At 71.6% G+C, this 26183-nt stretch carries 23 protein-coding genes; 10 read left to right on the top strand and 13 right to left on the bottom strand.

Annotation, left to right across the window (positions count from 1 at the left end; translation table 11 throughout):
• Positions 1-33: 33 nt before the first annotated feature.
• From ACGFR9_RS05845 to ACGFR9_RS05825, 5 genes are all read right to left on the bottom strand, one after another.
• A complete protein-coding gene (locus ACGFR9_RS05845; protein WP_393204004.1) occupies positions 34-3282 on the bottom strand; it encodes a S8 family serine peptidase in 3249 nt (1082 codons plus the stop codon).
• Positions 3283-3562: 280 nt separating this feature from the next.
• Positions 3563-4246 carry an ABC transporter ATP-binding protein gene (locus ACGFR9_RS05840; protein WP_393203289.1) on the bottom strand — a complete coding sequence of 228 codons (684 nt, stop codon included), beginning with the start codon at positions 4244-4246 and terminating at the stop codon, positions 3563-3565.
• A 77-nt stretch (positions 4247-4323) separates the two neighbouring features.
• Positions 4324-5787 carry an ABC transporter permease gene (locus tag ACGFR9_RS05835; RefSeq protein WP_393203287.1) on the bottom strand — a complete coding sequence of 488 codons (1464 nt, stop codon included), beginning with the start codon at positions 5785-5787 and terminating at the stop codon, positions 4324-4326.
• 150 nt (positions 5788-5937) lie between these two features.
• Positions 5938-7188 carry an Ig-like domain-containing protein gene (locus ACGFR9_RS05830; RefSeq protein WP_393203285.1) on the bottom strand — a complete coding sequence of 417 codons (1251 nt, stop codon included), beginning with the start codon at positions 7186-7188 and terminating at the stop codon, positions 5938-5940.
• 239 nt (positions 7189-7427) lie between these two features.
• Positions 7428-7784: a hypothetical protein gene (locus ACGFR9_RS05825; protein ID WP_393203283.1), complete on the bottom strand. Its 357-nt coding sequence runs from the start codon at positions 7782-7784 to the stop codon at positions 7428-7430.
• A gap of 109 nt (positions 7785-7893) precedes the next feature.
• Between ACGFR9_RS05825 and ACGFR9_RS05820 the strand changes: the two genes are divergently transcribed.
• Complete coding sequence (locus ACGFR9_RS05820; protein ID WP_393203281.1) at positions 7894-8214, top strand: LAETG motif-containing sortase-dependent surface protein; 321 nt, start codon at positions 7894-7896, stop codon at positions 8212-8214.
• A 48-nt stretch (positions 8215-8262) separates the two neighbouring features.
• Here ACGFR9_RS05820 and hutH read toward each other — a convergent pair whose 3' ends face one another.
• The 3 genes from hutH to ACGFR9_RS05805 all read right to left on the bottom strand — a co-directional run bounded on the left by hutH (position 8263) and on the right by ACGFR9_RS05805 (position 11900).
• Positions 8263-9810 carry a histidine ammonia-lyase gene (gene hutH, locus ACGFR9_RS05815; protein WP_393204002.1) on the bottom strand — a complete coding sequence of 516 codons (1548 nt, stop codon included), beginning with the start codon at positions 9808-9810 and terminating at the stop codon, positions 8263-8265.
• 75 nt (positions 9811-9885) lie between these two features.
• Complete coding sequence (locus ACGFR9_RS05810; protein WP_393203279.1) at positions 9886-11034, bottom strand: diguanylate cyclase domain-containing protein; 1149 nt, start codon at positions 11032-11034, stop codon at positions 9886-9888.
• Positions 11035-11099: 65 nt separating this feature from the next.
• On the bottom strand, positions 11100-11900 hold the full coding sequence (locus tag ACGFR9_RS05805) for an enoyl-CoA hydratase/isomerase family protein (RefSeq protein WP_393203277.1): 801 nt from the start codon (positions 11898-11900) through the stop codon (positions 11100-11102).
• Positions 11901-12116: 216 nt separating this feature from the next.
• Between ACGFR9_RS05805 and ACGFR9_RS05800 the strand changes: the two genes are divergently transcribed.
• The gene (locus tag ACGFR9_RS05800; protein WP_393203275.1) at positions 12117-12713 is read left to right on the top strand and encodes a hypothetical protein; all 597 of its coding nucleotides are present in this window, start codon (positions 12117-12119) and stop codon (positions 12711-12713) included.
• Here the strand turns inward: ACGFR9_RS05800 and ACGFR9_RS05795 are convergent.
• Both ACGFR9_RS05795 and ACGFR9_RS05790 read right to left on the bottom strand, forming a co-directional pair.
• Positions 12710-13819 carry an adenylate/guanylate cyclase domain-containing protein gene (locus ACGFR9_RS05795; RefSeq protein WP_393203273.1) on the bottom strand — a complete coding sequence of 370 codons (1110 nt, stop codon included), beginning with the start codon at positions 13817-13819 and terminating at the stop codon, positions 12710-12712. The two genes, ACGFR9_RS05800 and ACGFR9_RS05795, sit on opposite strands and share 4 nt — an antisense overlap.
• Positions 13820-14096: 277 nt before the next feature.
• Positions 14097-14957, bottom strand: a complete 861-nt coding sequence (locus ACGFR9_RS05790; RefSeq protein WP_393203271.1) for a biotin--[acetyl-CoA-carboxylase] ligase — start codon at positions 14955-14957, stop codon at positions 14097-14099.
• A gap of 110 nt (positions 14958-15067) precedes the next feature.
• Between ACGFR9_RS05790 and ACGFR9_RS05785 the strand changes: the two genes are divergently transcribed.
• The 4 genes from ACGFR9_RS05785 to ACGFR9_RS05770 all read left to right on the top strand — a co-directional run bounded on the left by ACGFR9_RS05785 (position 15068) and on the right by ACGFR9_RS05770 (position 17750).
• On the top strand, positions 15068-16657 hold the full coding sequence (locus tag ACGFR9_RS05785; protein ID WP_393203269.1) for an acyl-CoA carboxylase subunit beta: 1590 nt from the start codon (positions 15068-15070) through the stop codon (positions 16655-16657).
• Positions 16658-16666: 9 nt separating this feature from the next.
• Positions 16667-16876: an acyl-CoA carboxylase epsilon subunit gene (locus tag ACGFR9_RS05780; protein WP_393203267.1), complete on the top strand. Its 210-nt coding sequence runs from the start codon at positions 16667-16669 to the stop codon at positions 16874-16876.
• Between the two features lie 92 nt (positions 16877-16968).
• Positions 16969-17097: a morphogenic membrane protein MmpB gene (mmpB, locus tag ACGFR9_RS05775; RefSeq protein WP_106982071.1), complete on the top strand. Its 129-nt coding sequence runs from the start codon at positions 16969-16971 to the stop codon at positions 17095-17097.
• A 32-nt stretch (positions 17098-17129) separates the two neighbouring features.
• The gene (locus tag ACGFR9_RS05770; protein ID WP_393203265.1) at positions 17130-17750 is read left to right on the top strand and encodes a Maf family protein; all 621 of its coding nucleotides are present in this window, start codon (positions 17130-17132) and stop codon (positions 17748-17750) included.
• On the opposite strand, the gene ACGFR9_RS05765 is transcribed toward ACGFR9_RS05770, so the two are convergent.
• On the bottom strand, positions 17719-18210 hold the full coding sequence (locus tag ACGFR9_RS05765) for a hypothetical protein (protein WP_393203263.1): 492 nt from the start codon (positions 18208-18210) through the stop codon (positions 17719-17721). The genes ACGFR9_RS05770 and ACGFR9_RS05765 overlap by 32 nt on opposite strands.
• Before the next feature lie 365 nt (positions 18211-18575).
• Here ACGFR9_RS05765 and ACGFR9_RS05760 point away from each other — a divergent pair, with 365 nt between their 5' ends.
• Positions 18576-20348: an acetyl/propionyl/methylcrotonyl-CoA carboxylase subunit alpha gene (locus ACGFR9_RS05760; protein ID WP_393203261.1), complete on the top strand. Its 1773-nt coding sequence runs from the start codon at positions 18576-18578 to the stop codon at positions 20346-20348.
• Positions 20349-20418: 70 nt separating this feature from the next.
• Here the strand turns inward: ACGFR9_RS05760 and ACGFR9_RS05755 are convergent, their stop codons facing one another.
• Both ACGFR9_RS05755 and ACGFR9_RS05750 read right to left on the bottom strand, forming a co-directional pair.
• Positions 20419-21360 (bottom strand): DeoR/GlpR family DNA-binding transcription regulator, encoded by a 942-nt coding sequence (locus tag ACGFR9_RS05755; protein ID WP_393203259.1) that lies wholly within the window; start codon positions 21358-21360, stop codon positions 20419-20421.
• Positions 21361-21470: 110 nt separating this feature from the next.
• Positions 21471-22919 (bottom strand): NAD(P)H-quinone dehydrogenase, encoded by a 1449-nt coding sequence (locus tag ACGFR9_RS05750; protein WP_393203257.1) that lies wholly within the window; start codon positions 22917-22919, stop codon positions 21471-21473.
• A 98-nt stretch (positions 22920-23017) separates the two neighbouring features.
• Between ACGFR9_RS05750 and ACGFR9_RS05745 the strand changes: the two genes are divergently transcribed.
• The 3 genes from ACGFR9_RS05745 (at position 23018) to ACGFR9_RS05735 (ending at position 26177) form a co-directional block, all read left to right on the top strand.
• Positions 23018-23458 carry a gamma-glutamylcyclotransferase gene (locus ACGFR9_RS05745; protein ID WP_393203255.1) on the top strand — a complete coding sequence of 147 codons (441 nt, stop codon included), beginning with the start codon at positions 23018-23020 and terminating at the stop codon, positions 23456-23458.
• 91 nt (positions 23459-23549) lie between these two features.
• Positions 23550-24374 carry a purine-nucleoside phosphorylase gene (locus ACGFR9_RS05740; protein WP_393203253.1) on the top strand — a complete coding sequence of 275 codons (825 nt, stop codon included), beginning with the start codon at positions 23550-23552 and terminating at the stop codon, positions 24372-24374.
• Between the two features lie 168 nt (positions 24375-24542).
• Positions 24543-26177 carry a phospho-sugar mutase gene (locus ACGFR9_RS05735; protein WP_393203251.1) on the top strand — a complete coding sequence of 545 codons (1635 nt, stop codon included), beginning with the start codon at positions 24543-24545 and terminating at the stop codon, positions 26175-26177.
• Positions 26178-26183 lie beyond the last annotated feature (6 nt).

Raw genomic sequence — 26183 nt, 5'->3', positions numbered from 1 at the left:
GACCTCCCGGCGGGCCGTCCGTTCACACGCGGCCTACTTGCCGTAGTACGCGTTGTGGACCGAGATCGTCGACGTGTTGCCCTTCTTGTCGGTGATCTTGGCGCGCAGGGAGACCGCCTTCCCCTTCGCCGGGTTCTTGACGGTGACCTTCCCCTTCTTCACCGTGGTCTTCTTCCAGGTCTTGCCGTGGTCGTACGACACGTACACCGACAGGGACTTGAGGTTCTTGCCCTTGGCGGCGCCCTCGACGGTGACCGGGAACGTGGCCTTCTGGCCGGCCTTGACCTTGCTGTCCAGCCCCGTGACCGCCTGGAAGCGGGCCGAGGAGACGGGCAGCTGCTTCGGCTCCGCGGTCTTCTTGGAGCGGAAGGTCCAGCTCGCGTCGATCCGCGTGGAGACGGCGGCGACCTTGGTACTGCGCTTGACCGAGGTGGTCAGCTTGTACGCGGCGTCACCGGACGGGACCTTGAACTCCTTGTCACCGAAGAGCGGGTCGTCGTGCGAGCCGACCTTCTTGCCGTTGCGGTACAGGGTCGTGGTGACCGAGGAGAACACCGAGGACCCTTCGTGACCCTTGCCGTCGGCGAACAGCGGGATCAGCCCGGAGATGCTGTTGCCGTCCCGGAAGATGCCGTAGTCGGAGGTGAGACGCGGACCGAACACGGCCGTGTTGACGGTCTCCTGATAGGTCTTGCCGGCCTTGTAGCCCTTCCCGGAGCCGATGAGGTAGCCGGCCTCGGGGACGGGCCAGCCGTCCGCGTCGACCCCGCCCGACTGCTCGAAGTCGAGGTCCCACTTCACCCCGCCCACGGTGGACAGGTGCAGAACGCGGGTGCCGGGCAGCTTCTGCGCGCCGCCGATCGAGGCGGCGCCGCTGCTGCCGGGCAGCCAGCCCGCGGAGCCGACGGTGCCCTCCTTGCCCTTCGCCGAGGCGCCCATGCCGACCTTCACCGTGGCGAGTTCGCCGGCCTTGTAGGCGCGGGTGTAGCCGGTGGACAGCTTCTTGACCTTGCCGCCGGCGATGGTGCTGTACTGGTCCTTGGCGCCCTTGCTGAAGTGGGCGTCCCACTGCTGGTGCAGCGAGCCGTCGGTGATCTGCGGACCGAGGTGGGCGGAGCGGAAGTTCTTGTAGGAGTCCAGCCACCAGCCGAAGCTGTAGGAGGATTCCTTCGTCTCGACGCTGAAGTCGGCGGAGGCGAACACCGGCTTGGCCGCCTTGTCCGGCACGGTGATGTTCACCGGCTTGGCCTTACGGGCGTCCAGGGTGATCGTCGTGTTCCTGGTGACGTCCAGCTTGGGCTGGGCGATCCAGTCGGCGCCCCGGTACGTCTCCGGGTCGGTGCCGACGAGGATGCTGGTGTCGAGGATGTAACCGCCCCTGGGCGCGCGGACGGTGACGGTGCCGTCGGCCTCGTAGGGCTGGAACCACCGGTCGGTGCCCGGACCGGAGACACCGGCGAGGTTGGCGACGTAGTTGACGGACGGCTTGCCCGCACGGTCGAGGAACTTCAGCGTGACGTCGTACGACTCGACCTCGCGCTCCACAGCGGCCGCCGTACGGACACTCTGCCCGCCGCCGGTCGCGACGACGTACGCCGAGTAGGCGCCGTCCACCGTGCCGCCGAGGCGCGTGTCGGCGGTGACGTCCACGGAGGCCTTGCCGCCCGCGGGGACGGTGACCGTCGTGGCGCCCAGGGTGAAGAAGCCGGCCGGGGCCGCCTTGCCCTTGGGGTTCGTGGCGGTCGACGTCAACTTCAGGGTGACGTCCTGGGTGCCGAGGTTGCGGTAGGTGAGCGCCTTGGTGACCGGCTTGTCGTCGGTGTGCGGCCACTGCTGGACGCCGAAGCTCAGCGACACCGGCTCGGCGATCACGGTCTGTCCGATGGCCTTGTCGACCTGGACGCGGCCCGAGCCCTGCTCGAACGGCGTGTACTTCCCGCCCTTGGTGGAGCCGGTGAGCGCGCCCTTCAGCTCCGTGTAGGTCCACTCCGGGTGCTGCTGCTTGAGGATTGCCGCGGCGCCCGCGACATGCGGTGTCGCCATCGACGTACCGGAGATGGTCATGTAGCCGGCCGGGTTCTCGCCGACCTCCTCGGCGATCGCGTTGCCCTTCGCGGAGGCGGCCGTGATGTCCACACCGGGGGCCGTGACGTCCGGCTTGATGGCGCCGTCGCCGAGGCGGGGGCCGGTGGAGGAGAAGTCGGCGAGCGCGTCCTGGTCGTCGACGGCGCCGACGGTCAGGGCTGCGTCCGCGCTGCCGGGCGAACCGATCGACTGCGGGCCCTCGTTGCCGGCCGCGATGGCGAACAGCACACCCTTCTCGGCGGACAGCTTGTCGACCGCCGCCTCCAGCGGATCGACCTCGGCCGTGTCCATGCCGCCCAGGCTCATGTTGACGACGTCGGCGCCCTGCGCGGCCGCCCACTCCATGCCGGCGAGGATGCCGGAGTCGTCACCGAAGCCGGCGTCGTCGAGCACCTTGCCGTTGAGGATCTCGGCGCCGGGTGCGACGCCCTTGTGCTTGCCCTTGGACTGGGCGCCCGTACCGGCCGCGATGGACGCGACATGGGTGCCGTGGCCGACCTTGTCACCGGCGGTCTCCGCCGAGCTGAAGTTCTTGGACGCCGTCACCTGGCCCTTGAGGTCCGGGTGGGTGCCGTCGACACCGGTGTCCAGGACGGCGATCCTGACGCCCTTGCCGTCGTAACCGGCCGCCCACGCCTTGGGGGTTCCGATCTGGGCCACCGATGTGTCGAGGGACGCCTTGCGGACCCCGTCGAGCCAGACATGGGCGATACCGGAAGCGGTACGGTCGCCGTCGGTGACCGCGTCCCACAGCTCGGGCGTGTCCTGGTGCGGGGTCTGCACCGCGTCCGCGTTCAGGGACTTCAGTGTCCGGCGGACCGTGCCGGCGTCACGGACATCGGCCTTGGCGGCCTGAGCGCCGCCCTTGTAGCCGACGATGACCTTCAGACCCCGCTGCTGCGAGCCCCGGGTCGCGGCCTTGTTCAACTCGGTGACGTCGAACAGCCGCTGGTCCAGTTTGCCGCTCGCGATCAGCCGGGCGGCGTCGACCGGCAGCACCAGGGTGTGGCCGCCGGTACGGCGGACCTGGACGGGTATGTGCTCGCGGCCCTCGGCCCGCTCCAGGCCGACCACCCGGCCCTTGGCGTCGACGGCGACCCGGTCCCCCGTGATCAGCGTGATCCGGTGCTTGACCGGCTTCGAGACCGGGGAAGCGGTGGTCGTGCGCTCCCCGTCGGCCGACGCCGGTCCGGCCATGCCCGCCGCGAGCGCCACCGCGGTCGCCGTGGCGACCGTGGCCGCACACGCTCTCTTGACTTGTCTGCGCAAGGTTCCCCCTAGCGGTGTCCCGGGTGAACTCGCCGTCACCCGGACGGGGGTGGTCTCGTACGCATGCGCGCACCCCCCGGATCAAGGAGTATGCCGAGGGGTGATCACGCGTCTCAAGGGACTCCGGAAACGGTGCCGAAGTCGACGGGCGGCTGTAACACCACCGCCGGAACTCCGTTACACGATCGCGGGGTTGGGGATTTCCGGGTCAGGCCCGGGTGTTCTCCTTCACGGTGATCCGGCCCTTGCGGATCGTCGCCACGCGCGGGGCCGCCTTCGCGATGGCCGAGTCATGGGTGACCATGACGAAGGTCAGCCCCAACTCCTGCCACATACGGACGAGTACGTCCATGATCTCGTCGCGCATCGACTCGTCGAGGTTTCCGGTGGGCTCGTCGGCGAGCAGCACCTTGGGCTCCTTCACCAGCGCCCGCGCGATGGCGACGCGCTGCTGCTGGCCGCCGGACATCTCGCCCGGCAGATGCGCCAGCCGCTCGCCCAGACCGACCGACGCCAGCGCCTCGGCGGCCTTCTCCCTGCGCTCCCGCGTCCTGACGCCGAGCGGGACGAGCGCGGTCTCGACGTTCTCCTGCGCGGTGAGCGTGGGGATCAGGTTGAACGACTGGAAGACGAAGCCGATGTTCTCGCTGCGGACCCGGGTGAGCCGGGCCTCGGGCAGCTTCGCGAGGTCGGTGCCGTCGAGGACGATCTCGCCGGAGCTGGGCCGGTCGAGTCCGCCGAGCATCTGCAGCAGCGTGGACTTTCCGCCGCCGGTGGGTCCCTGGATGACGAGCCGGTCGCCGTCGGGGATGGTCAGGTCGACGCCGTCCAGCGCGTGGACGGTCTCCTTGCCGCGCGTGTAGCGCCGGGTGACGCCTCTGAGTTCGTACATGGGTCTGCTCCTGGATCGCGTACGGGGGTGGGGCCGTCCGCCGTGGGCGGGCCCCGGTGCCGGGTGCCGGACGGGTGCTACTCGACGCGGCGCAGCGCGTCGGCCGGCCGCAGCCGGGAGGCGCGCCAGCCGCCGAAGGCGCCGGCGACGAGACCGCCGGCCACCGCGAGGCCGACCGCGAAGGCGAGGGTGGTGAGGCTGACCGGGGCGGTGAGGGCGACGTCGAGGGTCTTGGCCGCCGTCTGCCGGGCGGGGCCGCCCATGCCGCCGCCGGGTCCGCCCATGCCGCCACCGCCACCGCTGCCGCCGCCGAGCTGGGCCTGGAGGGTGGGGCTGACGGCGGTGACGGCGTAGGCGCCCGCCAGGCCGAGCGCGATGCCGAGGGCGCCACCGATCAGGCCCTGGACCATGGACTCGCCGACCACCTGCCGGGTCACCCGGCCGGACTTCCAGCCCAGTGCCTTGAGGGTGCCGAACTCGCGCACCCGGCGGGAGACGGCGGAGGAGGTGAGCAGGCCGGCGACGAGGAACGCGGCCACGAGCACCACGATCGACAGCCACTTGCCGACACCCGCGGCGAGCGAGGAGGCGGTGGACAGGGAACCGGAGACGGTGTCCGCGAGGTCGGCGGAGGTCGTGACGGTCGTACCGGAGATGTTCTGCTGAATCCCGGACTTGACGCTGTCGATCTGCTGGGAGTCGGTCGCCTGGACGTAGATCGTGGTGACCTTGTCCTTGGCGTCGGCGAGGGTCTGCGCCTGCTTCAGCGGCAGGTAGAGGTTGGCCGCGGCGTCCCCGCTGGTGGCGGTGGCGATGCCGATGATCTCGTACTTGGTGCCCTTGACGGTGACGGTGTCCCCGGTCTCGAGCTCCTTCTCCTTCGCGTAGGCGGAGTCGGCGACAGCGACCTCGGCATTGGTCTCGGTCGTCTTGAAGGTGCGTCCGTCGGTGATCTCGGAGGAGGTCAGCGGGCCGAGCGCGGGCTCGGTGACGTCGGTGCCGTAGACGGTGTAGCTGTTGACGTCGAAGTCGGCGCCGCCGCCCTGGACCCGGCCCTGCGGGGAGGACTGGCCGCCGCCGGGGCCGCCGCCCTGACCGCCCTCGCCGGCCCGGCCGTCCTGCTGGAACTGGCCGCGGGTGAACTCGCCGCTCACCTTGAGGACTTGCAGGCTCAGTCCGCCCACCGCGTCGGCGACACCGTCCTGTTCGCCGACCTTGCCCACGGTGGAGCCCGCCAGGGTCTGGAAGCCCTGCACCATGACACGGTCGCTGCTCTGCTCCTCGCCGGAGCCGTCGTCCTGGGCGTCGAAGCGGAACCGGGGCCGTTCGCCGGTGTCCTGGGCCTCCGCGGCCTTGGTGACGGTCATGTCCGTGCCGAGGCCGTACAGGGACTGCAGGACCTTCTCCTGGGCCCTGCTCATGCCGGAGGACACGGAGTTGACCACGACGACCAGCGCGATGCCCAGGGCGAGACCGGAGGCGACGACGAGGGCCGCCTTTCTGCGGCGGCGCAACTCGCGCCTCAGGTAGGTGAAGAACATGGCCGCAAGGTAGGGACGCCGTGTGATGAAGCGATAAGCGCCCGATAAGAGCCCGATGAGAAGACGGCCGATGCCGCCGTCCGCCCCCTGCGGGGGCGGACGGCGGCATCGGCGGGTGTGGTGGGGTGGGTGCCGCGTGCGCGGCCGGCGTCAGACCGCCGAGCCCGCCTTCCACTGCTCCCAGCTCATGTTCCAGCCGTTGAGGCCGTTGTCCGGAGCGATGGTCTTGTCGCCGGTGTTCTGGACGACGACCACGTCACCGACGATCGAGTTGTCGTAGAACCAGGCGCCCGGTGTGCTCGGGTCGTTCGCGCCCTTGGCGTCGGACATGCCCACGCAGCCGTGGCTGGTGTTGACGCTGCCGAAGATGGACTTGGCGCCCCAGTAGTTGCCGTGGATGAAGGTGCCGGAGGTGCTCAGCCGCATGGCGTGCGGCACGTCCTTGATGTCGTACTCGCCCTTGCCGTCGTCGTCGGTGAAGCCGACCGTCGCGCCGTTCATCCGGGTCTCCTTGAACTTCTCGGAGATCACCATCTGGCCTTCGTACGTCTTGTTGTCCGGCGCCCCGGCGGAGATCGGGATGCTGCGGACGGTCTTGCCGTCCTGCGTGATCTTCATCTGCTTGGTCTTGGCGTCGACGTACGTCACCTGGTTGCGGCCGATCTTGAAGGTGACCGTCTTCTGCTGGACGCCGACGACGCCGTCCGCGCCCTCGACACCGTCGAGCGCCAGCTTCAGCGTGACGGTGGAGTCCTCCTGCCAGTACTCGTCGGGCCGGCAGTCCATGCGGTTGGCGTTGAACCAGTGGCAGACGACCTCCTGGCCGCTGCTGCTGGTGACGGTGACGCCCTTCTGCACCTCGGCCTTGTTGGTGATGGCCTTGTCGAAGTTGATCGACACCGGCATGCCGACGCCGACGGTGGTGCCGTCGTCCGGGGTGAAGGTGCCGATGAAGCTGTTGTCGGGGGCGACCGTGGTGAACGAAGCGTTCTCGTGGGCGGCGAGGCCCTCGGAGTCCTCGGCGGTGGCCGACAGCTTGTAGGTGGTGGCGCGCTCCAGCTGGGCGCTGGGCTTCCAGGTCTTCTTGTCGGCCGATATCTCACCGGCGACGGCGGTGCCGTCGGCGGTGGTCATCTTCACCTCGGTGAGCGTGCCCTTGGCCACGGTCACGGCGGCGGAGTTGTTGATGGAGGCGTTGTTGGAGCCGTCCTTCGGCGTGATCTTGATCTGCGCCTGGGAGGACTTCTTCGCCGCCGCCTCGTCGACCTGTGCCTGCGAGTCGCCCTTGCCGCTGTCGGAGCCGCCGTCGTCACCGCCGGAACACGCCGACAGCACCAGCACTCCGCCGAGCAGAGCGGACGCGGCCGCCAGACCCCTGCGCCGCCGCTTACCGTCCGTCATCACACGCTTCTCCATCGTTGCCGAATCCCAACCCCACGAGCCCTCACACGAAGACAGAGGGACCTCGTCCACAACCTTCAACGCTACGACCGGCTGTCGCCGTTCCCCACGGCCCGTGGATGTGGGGCTCGCCACGTCCACGGGGCGGACGGGCGCGGGCGCCGCTCGTGCTCCGTCGCTTGAGACGTCGTCACCCGGGCGGCGGTTGCCGCCCGGGATCACGATTTCGCCAAGATCCCTCAGCCGGCGCGTTCCGTGTCCTCTTCCTCGTCGTAGGGCGCGTCGTCATCGTCCTCGTCGAGGTCCCATTCCGCCGAGTCGGGGTCGTAGTCGACCTCCTCGCCGCTCCAGGATGCCTGCAGCAGTTCTACGCCCGGCACCTCGCCGACGAGGTCGAACGGGTCGACGAGCTGGGCGAGGGCCTCGGCCGTGTCTTCCGTCACAGCGCTCTCGGCGTGTGCCCGTTCCTCGTCCGGCATGCTCTCGTCGTCCGCGATCCGGCTCAGGGCCGCCTTGGTCACCGCGTCCTCGTCCTCGATCTCGAGGACGAGCTCCACGCGAAGCCGTACAAAACGTGATGTCTCTGGGGTGCTCATGACCGGAGCGTACGGCCCGTGGCCCCCGTGACTTTCCTGTGACCCGCACTGTTCACTAACATCGCCCCACACGGCCAATTCGCCAGTGCCACAAGGGGATCGATATTCCGTGTCATCCGCGCTCCGTCCGTTGCTGACCGCCACCGCCGCGGGCACCCTGCTCTGCGCCCTGTGGTTCGTCCCGTCCGCGAACGCCACCTCGGTGTCGGACGCGACTCAGACAGACCCGTCTCCGCAGGTCACGGAGCAGGCGAGAGTCATGTCGACCACCACGACCGCGTCACTGGAGAGCGGCGTCGGCGATGACGTGCGCCTCGCGGACACGGGCAGCTTCGACAGCACTCCGTACATCGCCGGCGGCACGACCTGCCTCCTCCTCGGCGCCGGGTTCGTCGTCTACTCGGTACGCCGGGAACGTCTGGAGTTCTGAGACGACGCGCGCGGGACCCGGCGGAACGGCCGCCGGGCCCCGGCCGGTTCAGTTCAGCGGCCCGGTGACCGTCTCCGCTGCCGCGACCAGCCGCCCGTCCCGTACGAAGGTGTCCGCCGCCGCCAGGTCGGGGGCCAGATGGCGGTCCGGTCCGGGTCCGCCCACACCCGCCTCCCGCGCGGCCGCGACGACGGCCCGGGTGGCCGGCGCCGGGGTCAGCCCCTCGCGCAGTTCCACGGCCCGCGCGGCGGCGTACAGCTCGACGGCGACGACCCGGGTGAGGTTGTCGACGGCCGTGCGCAGTTTGCGCGCCGCCGACCAGCCCATGGAGACGTGGTCCTCCTGCATGGCTGAGGACGGGATCGAGTCCGCCGACGCCGGTACGGCGAGCCGCTTCAGCTCGCTGACCAGGGCGGCCTGTGTGTACTGGGCGATCATCAGCCCGGAGTCCACGCCGGCGTCGTCGGCGAGGAACGGCGGCAGTCCGTGGCTGCGGTTCTTGTCCAGCAGCCGGTCGGTGCGCCGCTCGGCGATGGAGGCGAGGTCGGCGACGGCGATGGCGAGGAAGTCCAGGACATAGGCGACCGGCGCCCCGTGGAAGTTGCCGTTGGACTCCACCCGCCCGTCGGGCAGTACCACCGGATTGTCGACGGCGGCCGCGAGTTCCCGCTCGGCGACCAGCCTGGCGTGCGCCAGGGTGTCCCGGCCGGCGCCGGCGACCTGCGGGGCGCAGCGCACCGAGTAGGCGTCCTGGACGCGGGGCGCGTCGTCCTGGTGATGCCCGGTCAGCCCCGAATCCTTCAGTACGGCCAGCATGTTGGCGGCGCTGGCGGCCTGGCCGGGGTGCGGGCGGATGGCGTGCAGCTCGGGGGCGAGCACCTTGTCGGTGCCGAGCAGCGCCTCCAGGCTGAGGGCGGCCGTGACATCGGCGGACTTGTACAGCAGCTCCAGGTCGGCGAGGGCCATGACGAGCATGCCCAGCATGCCGTCGGTGCCGTTGAGCAGGGCGAGCCCCTCCTTCTCGCGCAGTTCGACGGGCCGGATGCCGTGCTCGGCGAGCAGTTCACCGGCCGGACGCACACCGCCGTCGGGGCCTTCCGCGTCCCCCTCGCCCATCAGCGCGAGGGCGCAGTGGGACAGCGGGGCCAGGTCGCCGGAGCAGCCGAGGGAGCCGTACTCGTGCACGACCGGCGTGATGCCGGCGTTCAGCACGTCGGCCATCGCCTGCGCCACCTCGGGCCGGACGCCGGTGCGCCCGGAGCAGAGGGTCTTCAGCCGCAGGAACATCAGGGCGCGGACGACCTCGCGCTCCACGCGCGGCCCCATCCCGGCGGCGTGCGAGCGGACGATGTTGCGCTGCAGCTGCGCCCGCAGCTCGGGGCTGATGTGCCGGGTCGCGAGGGCGCCGAAGCCGGTGCTCACCCCATAGACGGGGTCCGGCTTCGCGGCCAGCGCGTCCACGATCTCGCGGGACGCGGCGAGGGCGGCCACCGCCTCCGCCGACAGTTCCACTCGGGCCCCGCCGCGCGCCACGGCGAGCACATCGGACGCGGTCACGCCGGAGGCCCGCCCGTCTCCCACCACCACAGTGTGCATATCCATATTCAGGAGCGTACGCACTGAATTCGATGATGTCACCACCGGATCGCGCCCGCGCCCCTTACCCGCACGCTACGGCGAATGCCGTCCCCGGAACCGCCGCCGCTCCCCGTCCGGCGCCCGCGACGGCTCGTCCGCGAGCCGTACGACGGGATCGCCGGGCCCCTCCCGGCCGGCCACCACGGGATGCGCGGCACGCTCGGCCTTGGCCCGGTACTGCGCCGCGTCGGCCAGCCGGAACAGCCGCCGGGCGGAGCGCACCGGCCCGACGGGATCCTCGGTGGACGCCACCCCGCAGGCGACTCCGTCCCCGATCCCCAGCTCCACGGCCCGCCGGCACACCTCCTCGGCCGTCTTGACGACCTCGTCGGCCGGCGGCCCCACCACCAGCAGACAGAACTCGTCCCCGCCGAGCCGCGCCGCCAGCGCCCCCGGCAGCATGGCGCCGCACAGCGACAGCACGCTCCCGAACCGCTCGAGGAGCCGGTCCCCGACGGCATGGCCCAGCGTGTCGTTGACCCGCTTCAGCCCGTTCAGATCGCACACCACGAGGCTGACGACCGCCCCGTCCCGCCGGTGCCGCTCCACGGCCTCGTCGAGGCGCGCATCGACGGCACGCCGGTTCGCCAGCCCGGTCAGCGAGTCCGTGTACGCCAGCCGCCGGGCCTCCTCCAGCCGCTCGGTCTGCGCGATCCCCGCGGCCACGACGGCGGCCAGTACGGTGGCGAAGTCGGCGTCGCCCCGCCCGAAGACGGGCACCCCGGCCGGCCGGGCCACATACAGCTCGCCCCAGGCCCGCCCGTGCAGCACGATCGGCGCGACCACACAGCAGCCGCGCCCCCGTCGCCGTAGCGCCACGACCCGCTGGTGGCAGTAGCCGGCCTGCCCCGCCGAGGGGCCCTCGGCGGTCTCCACCCACGCGTCGGGCTCACCGCCGCCCGCCCACCGCTCGTGCAGGAACTCGGTGATCTCGGCGAACTGGTGCACCGGATACGACTCGTCCTCCGGGAACTCCTCCTCCCCCTCGGCCAGCTCCCCCACATTCACCAGCACCCGCAGCCGCCCCAGCTCGCGCTCCCACACCGACAGAGCGGCGAAGCTCCCGCCCAGCGCCCGGCAGGCGCCGCCGGCCGCGGCCTGCCAGGCCTCCCGCGAGCCGTGCGCGGCGGCCATGCCCTGAGCCAGCGCCACCACGGCCGCCAGCCGCCTCTCCTCACCCATCTCCCCAGATTAGGAAGATTCAGGGCCGATCGGGATATCGGAAGGTGCGAACGGGGCTCAGCGGCCTACTCCCCCGGCCACTGCGGCCTGCGCTTCTCGTTGAACGCGGCCACTCCCTCCGCCCGGTCCCCGGAGAACGCCACCGACCGCCAGGCGGCGTCCTCGACCTCCAGCCCGGCTGCCAGATCCAGCCCGTGCCCCAGCCGCAGCGCCCGCTTGGCCGCCCGCAGTCCCACCGGCGAGTTCCCGGCGATCCGGGCCGCCATGGCGAGCGCCGACTCCCGGTCCCGCCCCTCCTCCACCAGCTCGTCGACCAGCCCCAGCTCGCGGGCCTCGGCGGCCTCCACCCGGCGCGCCGTGAAGATCAGCTCGGCGGCTCTGGCCACTCCCACGCGCCGGGGCAGCAACTGCGTACCGCCGCCGCCCGGAATCACGCCGACGGACACCTCGGGCAGCCCCACGACCGCCGTACGGTCGGCGACGATCACGTCGCACGACAGGGCCAGCTCGAAACCGCCCCCGAGCGCGAACCCGTGCACCGCCGCGACCGTGGGCACGGGCAGCTCCAGCACCCCGGTGTACGCCCCGCGCGCCACGGGCCGCTGGCGCACCAGGTCGGCGTCGCTGAAGGAATTGCGCTCCTTCAGGTCGGCCCCGACACAGAACGCCCGCTCGTGCGACGAGCTCAGCACCACCGCCCGTACGCTCCGGTCCTCCCCCAGCGCCACGCAGGCGCCGGCGATGGAGCGGGCCATCGCCGTCGACACGGCGTTCATGGCCTTGGGCCGGTCGAGGACGAGCTCCGCGACATGCCCCCGCTCATGCCGGCGCACCAGCACGAACTCCCCGAACCGTTCCTCACTCATCGCCGTCCTCCGGTTAACGTGGGTTAACTTCCGCTCGTCCCGATCATCGCAGCCCGCCCCGCCGGGGAAAAGGGCGCACGGCCGGTTCCCTTGTCACCCCCCGTCCACCCGTTCGAGTGACATCGCGCCACCTTCGGACCCCCGCCCCCCACGGCAGCGCATAGCGTGCGCACACCGCGGCGCACCGGGGGGCGTGCACGCGGGGGAGGGATCACCATGACACCGACAACCGAGAAACCACCGGCAGGCACCTCCCGCTTCCGGGGCCGCCACCGCAAGCCGCGTCCCCGCCGGGTCCTGCTGGCCGCGGGCAGCCTGGCCGTGGCCGCGAGCGCCGTGACCCTGGTCCGTCTGGCCACCACCCAGGGCGGCCCGGAATTCGGTACGGAGGCGGGCCCGCGCCCCGTCCCTCATACGGACTCGGGCGCCCCCGTCGCGTCCCCGACTGCGAGCCCGGCCGCCCTACCCGTCCCGGAGACGAGCCCGTCCTCGCCCACGGCACTGGGCGGCAAGAATCCGGCGCCGCTCGTCGCGCCGGAGCGGTCGTCGACGGCTCAGCCCCCCACGACCGCCGCGGACCCGGACCCGGACCCGGTCACCGCACCCGCGATACCCGCACCGCCCCACCGACCGGACCCACCCGCGTCCCCGTCACCGGGCAGTCGCGGCCCGGAGCACCCGCCACCGCCCTCGCACGACCCGCCCCCACCGCAGCCGGACGAGCCCGCCCCCGGCCCCCGGCTCTGCGTACCGATCATCGGTGTCTGCGTGGGCGGCGGTCCGAACCCGAGCGCCCCGGACGCCGGGGACTAGGACGACGACGGGTCGGAGGCGCCGTTGCGGCGTGTGAGCAGCCACGGCTCCACGACGCCCAGGCCACGCACGGGCCGCTGCCACATGGGCTGGAGCGCGAACCGGTAGACCGGCGGCTCCTCGCCCTCCTTCTCCGCCGCGGCCACCGCCTCGGCCGCCGCCGCCTCGGAGGCGGGGGCGTCACCCGTGCGGATCAGCTCCTCGGCGAAGGCGCTGTCGACGAGTACGGCGTCGCGGGGGGCTATGGAGGTGAGCCGGGAGGCCAGGTTCACGGTCGTACCGAACACATCGCCCATCCGGGTGGTCACCGTGCCGAACGCCATGCCGACGCGCAGCTCGGGCATGGTCTCGTCGTTCGCCATGGTCTCGATCAGCCGCATCGCGATGTCCGCGGCCGTACCGGCGTCGTCGGCGGCGTAGAGCACCTCGTCGCCCAGCGTCTTGATGAGCCGGCCGCCGCGCGCGGCGACCAGGTCGGCCGCGGTGGTCTCGAAGGCCTCGACGAGTTCGCCCAGCTCCTCCTCCTCCATCCGCCGGGTCAGCCGGGTGAACCCCACGAGGTCCGCGAAGGCGACGGCGAGCCGCCGGTCGACCATCTCCTCGTCGTCGGCGCCCTGGACGACCCGGCCGGCGGAGGCGGCGAGCTGGCGCCGCCAGACGTAGACGAGGAACTCCTCCAGCTCGGGCAGGAGCAGTTCGACGATCGGATACGTCACCTCGGTACGGGTCATGCCGGGCTCGGGGGGCTCGGTGAGCCCCTCCAGGAACGAGTCGATCTGCCATTCGGCCAGTCGGGCGGTGGTCTGCCCGGTGGACCGCGCCACCTGCACCGCCATGGCCTCGCTCAGCAGGCCCGCCTCCACGAGACCGGCGAGGCGGCGCAGGGCGAGGACGTCCGCCTCGGTGAGGGCCTTGGCCTGGCCCACGTCGGCGAAGCCCATCGCCCGCCAGAAGCGGGTGGCGAGCTCCATGGTGACGCCGGCGCTGCGGGCCGCCTGGAACGGTGTGTAACGGCGCTCGGCGCCCAGGATGAGCTGTTCGAGACGCAGGGCAAGCGGATCCTCGCCGGCGCCCTGCGCGTCCGTGGAACCCGAGTCGTCGGTCACGCGTGCCCTTCCGATCTGACATGGCCAGGTATCGACCGGGCTCAACTCTACGGCAGGTGTGCGCCAGCTCACTCCGTGAGGTCGGGGCGGGGGTGAGGGGGGCAGGCGCCCGGCGCGGGCTGCTCCGCGCAGGGGTCGGGTGGGGGTGTTCGCGCTGCCCGGCGCTTGCGGGGTGCCGTCGCGCCCATCCGTGCCGCCCTGCGGCACGATTGCCTGCGGAGAGCGGAGTGCGGGGGCGGGGGTGCGGCACGGGTGGCCTCGGAGGGTGGGGCAGGGTTCAGTGGGGGCGTAGGTGGATGATGTCGCCGGCGCCCACCGGTTCCTGTACTCCCGACTCCGTGGCCAGGATCAGGCGGCCGTCGGCGTCCACCGCTACCGCCTCGCCGACCAGTTCGCGGTCGCCCGGCAGCTCCGCTCGCACCTTGCGGCCGAGTGTCGCGCAGCCTGCCGCGTACGTTTCCTGGAGGCCGCTCGGGCCCGGGTCGCCCGATGCCGCCCGCCAGCGGCCGTACCAGTCCTCCAGCGAGCGCAGCACCGCCCGCAGCAGCGGGTCCCGGTCCGTGCTCACCGCTCCGGCCAGCGCCAGCGACCCCGCCCCGGGCACCGGCAGCTCCTCGGCGCGCAGGCTCACATTGATCCCCACGCCGATCACGACCCCGTCGTCACCGGCCCGCTCCGCCAGGATCCCGCCGGCCTTCCGTTCCTCGCCGCCCACGGTGACCAGAAGGTCGTTCGGCCACTTCAGCGCCGTATCGACACCCGCCGCACGCGACAGCCCCGTCGCCACCGCGACACCGGTGAGCAGCGGCAGCCACCCCCACCGCGCGACCGGCACCTCGGCCGGCCGCAGCAGCACGGAGAAGAACAGCCCGGACCGGGCCGGCGCGGTCCACCGCCGGTCGAGCCGCCCCCGCGCGGCGGTCTGCTCCTCGGCGACGAGAACGGCCCCCTCCTCGAGGCCGCCCTCGCGGGCCACGAGGTCGGAGTTGGTCGACCCGGTGCGCTGCACCACGTCCACCTCCCGCCACAGACCCCCCGCCCGCACCAGCCCCCGCCGCAGCGCGGTGGCGTTGAGAGGCGGCCGGTCCAGGTCGGACCACCGGCTGTGTGCGGATGCGGAGTCATCTCGGGGCGTCATGCAACCCACACTAGGTGTGGGAAAGACCGCACTGCCGATACGGAGGCCCCCCACTACGCTACGGATGAGTAACCGTCCCCCCTTTTGAGCAGGCAGGGAGCCGCATCCCGATGTCCGAGCCGGAAGAGCAGCAGCCTGACATTCGCACGACCGCGGGCAAGCTCGCGGATCTCCAGCGTCGTATCGAAGAGGCGACGCACGCCGGCTCCGCACGTGCCGTCGAGAAGCAGCACGCCAAGGGCAAGCTGACGGCCCGTGAACGGATCGACCTCCTGCTCGACGAGGGCTCCTTCGTCGAACTGGACGAGTTCGCCCGGCACCGCTCCACCAACTTCGGCCTCGACGCGAACCGCCCCTACGGCGACGGCGTCGTCACCGGCTACGGCACCGTCGACGGCCGCCCGGTCGCCGTCTTCTCCCAGGACTTCACGGTCTTCGGCGGAGCCCTCGGCGAGGTCTACGGCCAGAAGATCGTCAAGGTGATGGACTTCGCGCTGAAGACCGGCTGCCCGGTCATCGGCATCAACGACTCCGGCGGCGCCCGCATCCAGGAGGGCGTGGCCTCGCTCGGCGCGTACGGCGAGATCTTCCGCCGCAACACGCACGCCTCCGGTGTGATCCCCCAGATCTCCCTGGTCGTCGGTCCGTGCGCGGGCGGCGCGGTCTACTCCCCCGCGATCACCGACTTCACGGTCATGGTCGACCAGACCAGCCATATGTTCATCACGGGCCCGGATGTCATCAAGACGGTCACCGGCGAGGACGTCGGCTTCGAGGAGCTCGGCGGCGCCCGTACCCACAACACCGCCTCCGGTGTCGCCCACCACATGGCCGGCGACGAGAAGGACGCGATCGAGTACGTCAAGCAGCTCCTGTCGTACCTCCCGTCCAACAACCTCTCCGAGCCCCCCGCCTTCCCCGAGGAGGCGGACCTGACGGTCACGGTCGAGGACCGCGAACTCGACGTACTCGTCCCGGACTCGGCGAACCAGCCGTACGACATGCACACCGTCATCGAGCACGTCCTCGACGACGCCGAGTTCTTCGAGACGCAGCCGCTGTTCGCGCCGAACATCCTCACCGGCTACGGCCGCGTCGAGGGCCGGCCCGTCGGCATCGTCGCCAACCAGCCCATGCAGTTCGCGGGCTGTCTGGACATCACCGCCTCCGAGAAGGCGGCCCGCTTCGTCCGCACCTGCGACGCCTTCAACATCCCGGTGATCACCTTCGTCGACGTCCCCGGCTTCCTGCCCGGCGTCGACCAGGAGCACGACGGCATCATCCGCCGCGGCGCCAAGCTGATCTTCGCCTACGCCGAGGCGACGGTCCCGCTGATCACGGTCATCACCCGCAAGGCGTTCGGCGGCGCGTACGACGTCATGGGCTCCAAGCACCTGGGCGCCGATCTCAACCTCGCCTGGCCGACGGCCCAGATCGCGGTGATGGGCGCGCAGGGCGCGGTCAACATCCTGCACCGCCGCGCCATCGCCGGCTCCGAGGACCCGGAGGAGGCCCGAGCCCGCCTGATCCGGGAGTACGAGGACGCCCTCCTCAACCCGTACGTCGCGGCCGAGCGCGGCTACGTCGACGCGGTGATCATGCCGTCCGACACCCGCCGGCACATCGTCCGCGGCCTGCGTCAGCTGCGTACGAAACGGGAATCCCTGCCTCCGAAGAAGCACGGCAACATCCCCCTCTAAGGAGCCGCTGTGGTGATCAAAGTCGTACGGGGCAACCCCACCCCCGAGGAGCTGGCCGCCGCACTGGCGGTGGTCCGGGCGCGCGCCGCGGCGGCGTCGGCCGTCCCGCCCGGCGCGCCCGCACCCCGCGACTCCTGGTCCGACCCGTCCCGGATCGCGGCCCACCACCTGCCCCACCCGGGTCCGACGTCGTGGACGCGCACGTACTGGCCGAGCTGACGGCACACGGACGGGGGCGCGGCGGAATACCGCGCCCCCACTTGAGTACGCGTACTCAGGCACCCCGCCCGGCCAGGCCCCACGCTGGTGGCATGCTGTGGTCCGACCCCGAGAACAAGCCGCCCAAGGAACTGCGGGACACCCAGGTCATGCTGCGGCGGCTCAGCGTTCTCCTGGCCCTGGCCATGGTGCTGGCGATGCTCACGATCGGCATCCGGTGATACGGCCCGGCCCCGGTGACTAACCTGGGAGCATGACCGCTCAGCACCGCAGGCGACTCGTGCTCGCCTCCCAGTCCCCCGCCCGGCTCGGGCTGCTCCGCCAGGCCGGGCTGGACCCCGAGGTGATCGTCAGCGGGGTGGACGAGGACGCCGTCACCGCCCCCACCCCCGCCGAACTGGCGCTCGCCCTGGCCGAGGCCAAGGCCTCCGTCGTCGCGGCGAAGCCCGAGGTCAAGGGCGCGCTGGTGATCGGCTGCGACTCCGTCCTGGAGCTCGACGGCCTGGCCCTCGGCAAGCCCGCGGACGCCGAGGAGGCCACCGCGCGCTGGAAGTCCATGCGCGGCCGCGCGGGGACCCTGCAGACCGGCCACTGCGTGTACGACACCGTCAGCGGCCGCTACGTCTCCGCCACCGCCTCCACCGTGGTCCGCTTCGGCGAACCCACCGACGAGGAGATCGCCGCCTACGTGGCGTCCGGTGAACCGCTGTACGTCGCCGGGGCGTTCACTCTGGACGGCCGCTCGGCCCCGTTCATCGACGGCATCGACGGCGACCACGGCAACGTCATCGGCATCAGCCTGCCCCTGGTCCGGCGGCTCCTCGCCGACCTGGGCACCGGCATCACGGAACTGTGGGCGCCGCCGGAGGCGTGACCGGGGCACCGTCACCGCCGGCGCCGCCCCCGGGAGCGGCGTCGGACACGGTGTCGGCCGGCCGCCGCGGACGGCCGTCGTACGTCATCAGCAGCAGCACGATGAGCGCGAACACGACGACCATGTAGCCGAACGCGGTCGGGCCGACCAGGCCCCAGGTGGCCGCGCCCAGCAGCGCGTGCACCACCGCCGCGCTGATCAGCAGCACCCTGCCGAGCCCGGCGGGCGACCGGTCGCGTACTCCGACGAGCAGGGCCACCACACCGCACAGCGCGAAGTAGAGCCCGAAGACCACTCCACCGACCTTCGAGGACGTCGACATCATGTCCGGGTCCAGCCCGGCCAGCGACATGTCCTGGCGGTCGACGACGGAGGCCAGCACCCAGTTCAGCGCCGCCACGCCGAGCGCCTCCGCGAACAGTACGAGCGCCACGACCCATGCCACCGGTCTGCGTACCACCGGCCCCCACCCACTTCCGAGCACGCTTGCGGTTACCCCGAGTATGTTCGGGGACGACGCGAAGGCTACTAACGGGTAAACCTCGGTACAAGGGTTCCGCCGAGGGCAAAGAATCATTGGGCCATTCGTAGGGACTCCACAAAGAAACCGAGTGGGCCGCAGCACGCTCTCACAGAGACCTTGACCACACAGGGCGGCTAGGGTTTTCGGGAGCAGTCCTGCGTACCGAGGTGCGACAAGGGATTTCGCGGGTCGAGCGAGCCTCGTATCACGCTCCGTGTGGGGAAGCTCACCAGTGGGGACGGGTCGAAGTGCCGTGTCGGCAGTCCCTAAACTCGGCTTGTTTCAAGGAGGGAGCCTCAATCGTGCGCAAGGTGCTCATCGCCAACCGTGGCGAAATCGCTGTCCGCGTTGCCCGGGCCTGCCGGGATGCCGGAATCGCGAGCGTTGCCGTCTACGCCGACCCGGACCGGGACGCTCTGCATGTCCGCGCCGCGGATGAGGCGTTCGCCCTGGGCGGTGACACTCCGGCCACCAGCTACCTCGACATCGACAAGGTGCTGAACGCCGCGCGTGAATCGGGCGCGGACGCCATCCACCCCGGCTACGGCTTCCTCTCCGAGAACGCGGAGTTCGCCCAGGCCGTACTGGACGCGGGACTGATCTGGATCGGTCCGCCGCCGCAGGCCATCCGCGACCTCGGTGACAAGGTCGCCGCCCGGCACATCGCGCAGCGCGCGGGTGCTCCGCTGGTCGCGGGTACGCCGGATCCCGTCTCGGGCGCGGACGAGGTCGTCGCCTTCGCCGAGGAGCACGGGCTGCCGATCGCGATCAAGGCGGCGTTCGGTGGTGGCGGGCGTGGTCTGAAGGTGGCGCGCACGCTGGAGGAGGTGCCGGAGCTGTACGAGTCCGCGGTGCGGGAGGCGGTCGCCGCCTTCGGTCGCGGCGAGTGCTTCGTCGAGCGCTACCTGGACAAGCCGCGGCACGTGGAGACGCAGTGCCTGGCCGACAGGTTCGGCAACGTGGTCGTGGTCTCCACCCGTGACTGCTCGCTGCAGCGGCGGCACCAGAAGCTGGTCGAGGAGGCCCCGGCGCCGTTCCTGTCGGACGCCCAGGTGGCGCAGCTGTACTCCGCCTCCAAGGCGATCCTGAAGGAGGCCGGGTACGTCGGCGCGGGCACCGTGGAGTTCCTCGTCGGCCTCGACGGCACGATCTCCTTCCTCGAGGTCAACACGCGTCTGCAGGTCGAGCACCCGGTGACCGAGGAGGTCGCGGGCATCGACCTCGTGCGGGAGATGTTCCGCATCGCGGACGGGGAGGAGCTGGGGTACGGCGATCCGGTGCTGCGGGGTCACTCGTTCGAGTTCCGCATCAACGGTGAGGACCCGGGGCGGAACTTCCTGCCCGCCCCCGGCACGGTGACGACGTTCGCCGCGCCGTCGGGGCCGGGTGTGCGGCTGGACGCGGGCGTGGAGTCCGGGTCGGTGATCGGGCCGGCGTGGGACTCGCTGCTGGCGAAGCTGATCGTGACCGGGCGTACGCGCAAGGAGGCGCTGGAGCGGGCCTCCCGTGCGCTGGAGGAGTTCCAGGTCGAGGGCATGGCGACCGCGATCCCGTTCCACCGTGCGGTGGTGCGGGACGCGGCGTTCGCTCCGGAGCTGACCGGGTCGGCGGATCCGTTCACGGTCCACACACGGTGGATCGAGACGGAGTTCGTCAACGAGATCAAGCCGTTCGCCGCCGCCGTCGACGCGGGGGCGGACGAGGAGGCCGACCGCGAGACGGTCGTCGTCGAGGTCGGCGGCAAGCGTCTGGAGGTCTCGCTGCCGGCATCGCTGGGCATGTCCCTGGCCCGTACGGGGCTGGCGGCGGGCGCGAAGCCGAAGCGGCGGGCGGCGAAGAAGTCGGGGCCGGTGGCTTCGGGTGACACGCTGGCCTCTCCGATGCAGGGCACGATCGTGAAGCTCGCGGTGGAGGAGGGGCAGGAGGTCAAGGAGGGCGATCTGGTCGTCGTCCTGGAGGCCATGAAGATGGAACAGCCCATCAACGCCCACCGCTCGGGCACGGTCAAGGGCCTGGCGGCGGAGGTCGGGGCGTCGATCACCTCGGGCGCGGCCATCTGCGAGATCAAGGACTGACCGACCCCGCCCCCACCGGCTCGACGCCGGTGGGGGCGGGCCCCGGATGCCTGTGGAGCGGCTTTCGGACTCAGCGGCGTCGCAAGTCCGCCACCCGCGCCCCCCGCTCACTCCCCTGCGCCGGCTCCCCCGCCGCCCCCAGCGCCACAGCCGTACGTAACCCGCCCGGCCCCTGCCGGCGAGGCCCGGGCAGGGGGACGTCCCGGCGCTGGCGCCCCGCCGAACCCCCCTCACCCCCCGCGACAGCGATCTGCACACCCTGATCGGCAAGCGCCTGCAACTCCGTCGCCGCCCGCTCGTCATGCCCCGCCGGCTCGTCCGTCACCAACCGCGTGATCAGATCCGTGGGCACCGTCTGGAACATCGTGTCCGTACCGAGCTTGGTGTGGTCCGCGAGGACCACGACCTCCGCCGCGGCCTGGACCAGCGCACGGTCGACCGACGCCGACAGCATGTTGGACGTGGACAGCCCGCGCTCGGCGGTGAGGCCGCTCCCGGACAGGAACGCGCGGGACACCCGCAGCCCCTGCAGGGACTGCTCCGCACCACTGCCCACCAGGGCGTAGTTCGAGCCGCGGAGCGTCCCCCCGGTCATCACGACCTCCACCCGGTTGGCATGGGCCAGCGCCTGGGCGACCAGCAGGGAGTTGGTGACGACGGTCAGGCCGGGTACGCGGGCCAGCCGACGGGCCAGTTCCTGCGTGGTGGTACCCGCGCCGACCACGATGGCCTCGCCCTCGTCCACCATGTTCGCGGCGAGGTCGGCGATCGCGGTCTTCTCGGCGGTCGCGAGATGTGACTTCTGCGGAAAACCGGACTCTCGCGTGAAACCGCCCGGCAGTACCGCACCGCCGTGCCGGCGGTCGAGGAGTCCTTCTGCCTCCAGTGCGCGCACGTCCCGCCGTACGGTCACTTCGGAGGTCTGGACGACGCGGGCAAGCTCACGGAGCGACACGGCCCCGTTGGCTCGCACCATTTCGAGGATCAATTGGCGACGTTCTGCAGCGAACACGAAACTGACAGTAACGCTGACGACCGTCTGCTTTCAGCAGTTTGCGCTGAATAGCAGAAGTTGTTCGCACGGCCGTGTACCAAGTGGTATAGGGCCGTCATTTGGGAACGTCAGCCCTCGCCCTCGGCCTTCCGGGTGTGCAACTGCCGTGCCACCTCGGCGATCGAGCCCGACAGGGAGGGGTAGACCGTGAAGGCCTTCGCGATCTGCTCCACCGTCAGATTGTTGTCGACGGCGATCGAGATGGGGTGGATGAGTTCCGAGGCGCGCGGTGCGACGACCACACCGCCGACCACGATGCCGGTGCCCGGACGGCAGAAGATCTTGACGAAGCCGTCCCGGATGCCCTGCATCTTCGCGCGCGGGTTGCGCAGCAGCGGCAGCTTCACCACGCGGGCGTCGATCCTGCCGGAGTCGACGTCGGCCTGCGAGTAGCCGACGGTGGCGATCTCGGGGTCGGTGAACACGTTCGACGAGACCGTCTTGAGGTTCAGCGGGGCCACCGCGTCGCCCAGGAAGTGGTACATGGCGATACGGCCCTGCATCGCCGCCACGGAGGCGAGCGCGAACACCCCGGTGACGTCACCGGCGGCGTACACGCCGGGGGCCGTCGTACGCGAGACCTTGTCGGTCCAGATGTGGCCGGAGTCCCGGAGCCGGACGCCGGCCTCCTCCAGGCCCATGCCCTCGGAGTTCGGGATGGCGCCCACGGCCATCAGACAGTGCGACCCGGTGATGACCCGGCCGTCGGCGAGCGTCACCTCCACCCGGTCGCCGACCCGCTTCGCGGACTGGGCCCGCGAGCGCGCCATGACGTTCATCCCGCGCCGCCGGAAGACGTCCTCCAGTACGGCTGCCGCGTCCGGGTCCTCGCCCGGCAGCACCCGGTCGCGCGAGGACACCAGCGTCACCTTCGAGCCGAGGGCCTGGTAGGCGCCGGCGAACTCGGCGCCCGTGACACCCGATCCGACCACGATGAGCTCCTCGGGGAGCTCGTCGAGGTCGTAGACCTGGGTCCAGTTGAGGATGCGCTCGCCGTCGGGGCGGGCCTCCGGCAGTTCGCGCGGATGTCCGCCCGTCGCGATCAGTACGGCGTCGGCGGTGAGGGTCTCCTCGGTGCCGTCGGCGGCGCGCACCACGACCTTGCGGGAGCCGTCGAGCGCCTGCATGCCCTCCAGCCGGCCCCGGCCGCGCAGCACACGCGCGCCGGCCCGGGTCACGGAGGCGGTGATGTCGTGCGACTGGGCCAGTGCGAGCCGCTTCACACGCCGGTTGACCTTGCCGAGGTCCACGCCGACCACCCGGGCGGCCTGCTCCAGGGGCGGGGTGTCGTCGGCGACGATGATGCCCAGCTCCTCGTACGAGGAGTCGAAGGTGGTCATCACCTCGGCCGTGGCGATCAGGGTCTTGGACGGCACGCAGTCGGTGAGCACCGACGCACCGCCCAGGCCGTCGCAGTCGACGACGGTCACCTCCGCGCCGAGCTGCGCGGCGACCAGCGCCGCTTCGTATCCGCCGGGTCCGCCACCGATGATCACGATCCGAGTCACGTACTCCATTGTCCCGCACACTTCAGCGTGCGCCCGCCCGGGGGGTTCGGCCGTGGCCCCCCTGTTACCGGAGTGGCGCCGGTTCCGGCTGCCGTACCCTTCACCCCATGTCGCTCTACGCCGCGTACGCCGGCAATCTCGACGCGCGGCTGATGTCCCGCCGCGCCCCGCACTCGCCGCTGCGTGCCACCGGCTGGCTGAACGGGTGGAGACTGACGTTCGGCGGCGAGCACATGGGCTGGGAGGGCGCGCTGGCCACGCTGGTGGAGGACCCGATCTCGGCGGTCTTCGTCGCCCTGTACGACATCGCCCCGATGGACGAGGAGTCACTGGACCGCTGGGAGGGCGCCGGCGGCCTGGACCTCTACCGCCGTACCCGGGTGCGGGCGCACACGCTGGACGGCGAGGAGCCCGCCTGGGCGTACGTCCTCAACAGTTACGAGGGCGGACTTCCCTCGGCCCGCTATCTGGGCGAGATCGCCGACGCGGCGGAGTCGGCGGGGGCGCCGCACGACTATGTGATGGAACTCCGTAAACGTCCCTGCTGACGCCCCTTCGCCGGAAACGACAAGACAACGATCGCCAACCCGTCCGCCCAGACATCTACGCGCGTAGGCGATTACCGGCTACCCTCATCGCGTGAACGCTTCTCTTCTTCCGGACGACAACCAGGGCGACCCGTACGCCGCAGCCGACGCCGCCGCCGCGCGCCTGCGCGACCTCACCGGCGCCGAGACCCACGACGTCGCCCTCGTGATGGGCTCCGGCTGGGCTCCGGCCGTGGACGCCCTCGGCACCCCCGAGGCCGAGTTCCAGGTCACCGAGCTGCCGGGCTTCCCGCCCCCGGCGGTCGAGGGCCACGGCGGCACGATCCGCTCGTACGCCATCGGCGCGAAGCGGGCCCTGGTGTTCCTGGGCCGTACGCACTACTACGAGGGCCGGGGCGTCGCCTCGGTGGCCCACGGGGTCCGTACGGCGGTGGCCGCGGGCGCGAAGACGATCGTCCTGACGAACGGCTGCGGGGGACTGCGGGCGGGGATGCGTCCCGGCCAGCCGGTCCTGATCAGCGACCACATCAACCTCACGGCGACGTCCCCGATCGTCGGGGCGAACTTCGTCGACCTGACCGATCTCTACTCGCCCCGCCTGCGCGCGCTGTGCAAGGAGATCGACCCCACGCTGGAGGAGGGCGTGTACGCCCAGTTCCCCGGCCCGCACTACGAGACTCCGGCGGAGATCCGGATGGCCCGGGTGATCGGGGCGGACCTGGTCGGCATGTCGACGGTCCTCGAGGCGATCGCCGCGCGTGAGGCCGGCGCGGAGGTCCTGGGCATCTCCCTGGTCACCAACCTGGCCGCGGGCATGACGGGCGAGCCCCTCAACCACGAGGAGGTCCTCCAGGCGGGCCGCGACTCCGCCACCCGGATGGGGTCGCTGCTGGGGCAGGTCCTCGGCCGCCTGTAGGAAGCGGCGCCGGCATCCTTTCGCGCGGGTCCGGAGCGGGCGCCCGCCCGCCCCGGGTCTCGCGGCCGTGGTGTCCGGCTCCGCCGTGCCGGCACCGTTTCGCGCGGGTCCGGCGCCACACCGGCGTGCAACGCTGACAGTCGACGAATTCAGAGAGGCCGACCGACCGTGCAAGACGACGCCCTCATCGCACAGGCCCAGGCGTGGCTCGCCGAGGACCCCGACCCGGACACCCGTGAGGAGCTCGCCCGCCTCATCGACGCCGGCGACCACGCCGAACTCGCCGACCGCTTCGGCGGCACCCTCCAGTTCGGCACCGCCGGCCTGCGCGGCGAGCTCGGCGCGGGCCCGATGCGGATGAACCGCTCCGTCGTCATCCGGGCGGCCGCCGGCCTCGCCGCGTACCTCAGGAAGAACGGCCGGGACGGCGGTCTCGTCGTCATCGGCTACGACGCCCGCCACAAGTCCCGCGACTTCGCCGAGGACACCGCCGCGGTCATGACCGGCGCGGGTCTGCGGGCGGCCGTGCTCAGCCGCCCGCTCCCCACCCCCGTCCTCGCCTTCGCCATACGGCACCTCGGCGCCGTGGCCGGTGTGGAGGTCACCGCCAGCCACAACCCGCCCCGTGACAACGGTTACAAGGTGTACCTCGGCGACGGCTCCCAGATCGTCCCCCCGGCCGACGCGGAGATCGCCGCCGAGATCGAGGCGGTGACGTCCCTCGCCACGGTCCCCCGCCCCGCCGAAGGCTGGGAGACCCTCGACGACTCCGTCCTGGACGCCTACCTCGCCCGCACGGACGCGGTCCTGGCCAAGGACTCCCCCCGCACCGCCCGCACCGTCTACACGGCGATGCACGGCGTCGGCAAGGACGTCCTCCTCGCCGCCTTCGCCCGGGCCGGCTTCCCGGAACCCGTCCTCGTCGCCGAGCAGGCCGAACCGGACCCGGAGTTCCCGACCGTCGCGTTCCCCAACCCGGAGGAGCCCGGCGCGATGGACCTCGCCTTCGCACAGGCCCGCGCCACCGGCCCCGACCTGGTCATCGCCAACGACCCCGACGCCGACCGCTGCGCCGCCGCCGTCAAGGACGGCACCGACTGGCGCGTGCTGCGCGGCGACGAGGTCGGCGCGCTGCTCGCCGCCCATCTGGTCCGGCGCGGGGCGCAGGGCACGTTCGCGGAGTCGATCGTCTCCTCCTCCCTCCTCGGCCGTATCGCCCGGAAGGCGGGGCTGCGCCACACCGAGACCCTGACCGGTTTCAAGTGGATCGCCCGCGCCGAGGGCCTGCGTTACGGCTACGAGGAGGCCCTCGGCTACTGCGTGGACCCGGACGGCGTACGGGACAAGGACGGCATCACGGCGGCGCTCGTGCTCACGGAGCTGGCGTCCGTCCTCAAGGAGGAGGGCCGCACCCTCCTCGACCTCCTGGACGACCTCGCCGTGGAGCACGGGCTGCACGCCACCGACCAGCTCTCGGTCCGCGTCCAGGACCTCGGCCTGATCGCCGACGCGATGCGGCGCCTGCGCGAGCGACCGCCCGCGGAGCTGGCCGGACTGCGCGTCACCCGGGCCGAGGACCTGACCGAGGGCACCGAGACGCTCCCGCCCACGGACGGCCTGCGCTACACCCTGGACGGCGCCCGCGTCATCGTCCGCCCCAGCGGCACGGAGCCGAAGCTGAAGTGCTACCTGGAGGTGGTGATCCCGGTCGCCTCGAAGACGGACCTCTCCCAGGCCCGCGCCACGGCGGCCGAGCTGCTCACCCGGATCAAGCGCGACCTGTCCGAGGCAGCAGGCATCTGACCGGTC

The sequence above is a fragment of the Streptomyces sp. NPDC048584 genome (assembly GCF_043199595.1).
Taxonomy (GTDB): Bacteria; Actinomycetota; Actinomycetes; order Streptomycetales; family Streptomycetaceae; genus Streptomyces; species Streptomyces edwardsiae.
The sequence above is the reverse complement of the archived record's forward strand: the minus strand, read 5'-3'. Positions and strand labels throughout refer to the sequence as shown.

Excerpts from the sequence above, each read along its gene's own strand:
- ACGFR9_RS05845 (WP_393204004.1), bottom strand. The coding sequence starts at position 3,282 with ATGGCCGGACCGGCGTCGGCCGACGGGGAGCGCACGACCACCGCTTCC.
- ACGFR9_RS05840 (WP_393203289.1), bottom strand. The coding sequence starts at position 4,246 with ATGTACGAACTCAGAGGCGTCACCCGGCGCTACACGCGCGGCAAGGAG.
- ACGFR9_RS05835 (WP_393203287.1), bottom strand. The coding sequence starts at position 5,787 with ATGTTCTTCACCTACCTGAGGCGCGAGTTGCGCCGCCGCAGAAAGGCG.
- ACGFR9_RS05830 (WP_393203285.1), bottom strand. The coding sequence starts at position 7,188 with ATGACGGACGGTAAGCGGCGGCGCAGGGGTCTGGCGGCCGCGTCCGCT.
- ACGFR9_RS05825 (WP_393203283.1), bottom strand. The coding sequence starts at position 7,784 with ATGAGCACCCCAGAGACATCACGTTTTGTACGGCTTCGCGTGGAGCTC.
- hutH (WP_393204002.1), bottom strand. The coding sequence starts at position 9,810 with ATGCACACTGTGGTGGTGGGAGACGGGCGGGCCTCCGGCGTGACCGCG.
- ACGFR9_RS05810 (WP_393203279.1), bottom strand. The coding sequence starts at position 11,034 with ATGGGTGAGGAGAGGCGGCTGGCGGCCGTGGTGGCGCTGGCTCAGGGC.
- ACGFR9_RS05805 (WP_393203277.1), bottom strand. The coding sequence starts at position 11,900 with ATGAGTGAGGAACGGTTCGGGGAGTTCGTGCTGGTGCGCCGGCATGAG.
- ACGFR9_RS05800 (WP_393203275.1), top strand. The coding sequence starts at position 12,117 with ATGACACCGACAACCGAGAAACCACCGGCAGGCACCTCCCGCTTCCGG.
- ACGFR9_RS05790 (WP_393203271.1), bottom strand. The coding sequence starts at position 14,957 with ATGACGCCCCGAGATGACTCCGCATCCGCACACAGCCGGTGGTCCGAC.
- ACGFR9_RS05785 (WP_393203269.1), top strand. The coding sequence starts at position 15,068 with ATGTCCGAGCCGGAAGAGCAGCAGCCTGACATTCGCACGACCGCGGGC.
- mmpB (WP_106982071.1), top strand. The coding sequence starts at position 16,969 with ATGCTGTGGTCCGACCCCGAGAACAAGCCGCCCAAGGAACTGCGGGAC.
- ACGFR9_RS05770 (WP_393203265.1), top strand. The coding sequence starts at position 17,130 with ATGACCGCTCAGCACCGCAGGCGACTCGTGCTCGCCTCCCAGTCCCCC.
- ACGFR9_RS05750 (WP_393203257.1), bottom strand. The coding sequence starts at position 22,919 with ATGGAGTACGTGACTCGGATCGTGATCATCGGTGGCGGACCCGGCGGA.
- ACGFR9_RS05745 (WP_393203255.1), top strand. The coding sequence starts at position 23,018 with ATGTCGCTCTACGCCGCGTACGCCGGCAATCTCGACGCGCGGCTGATG.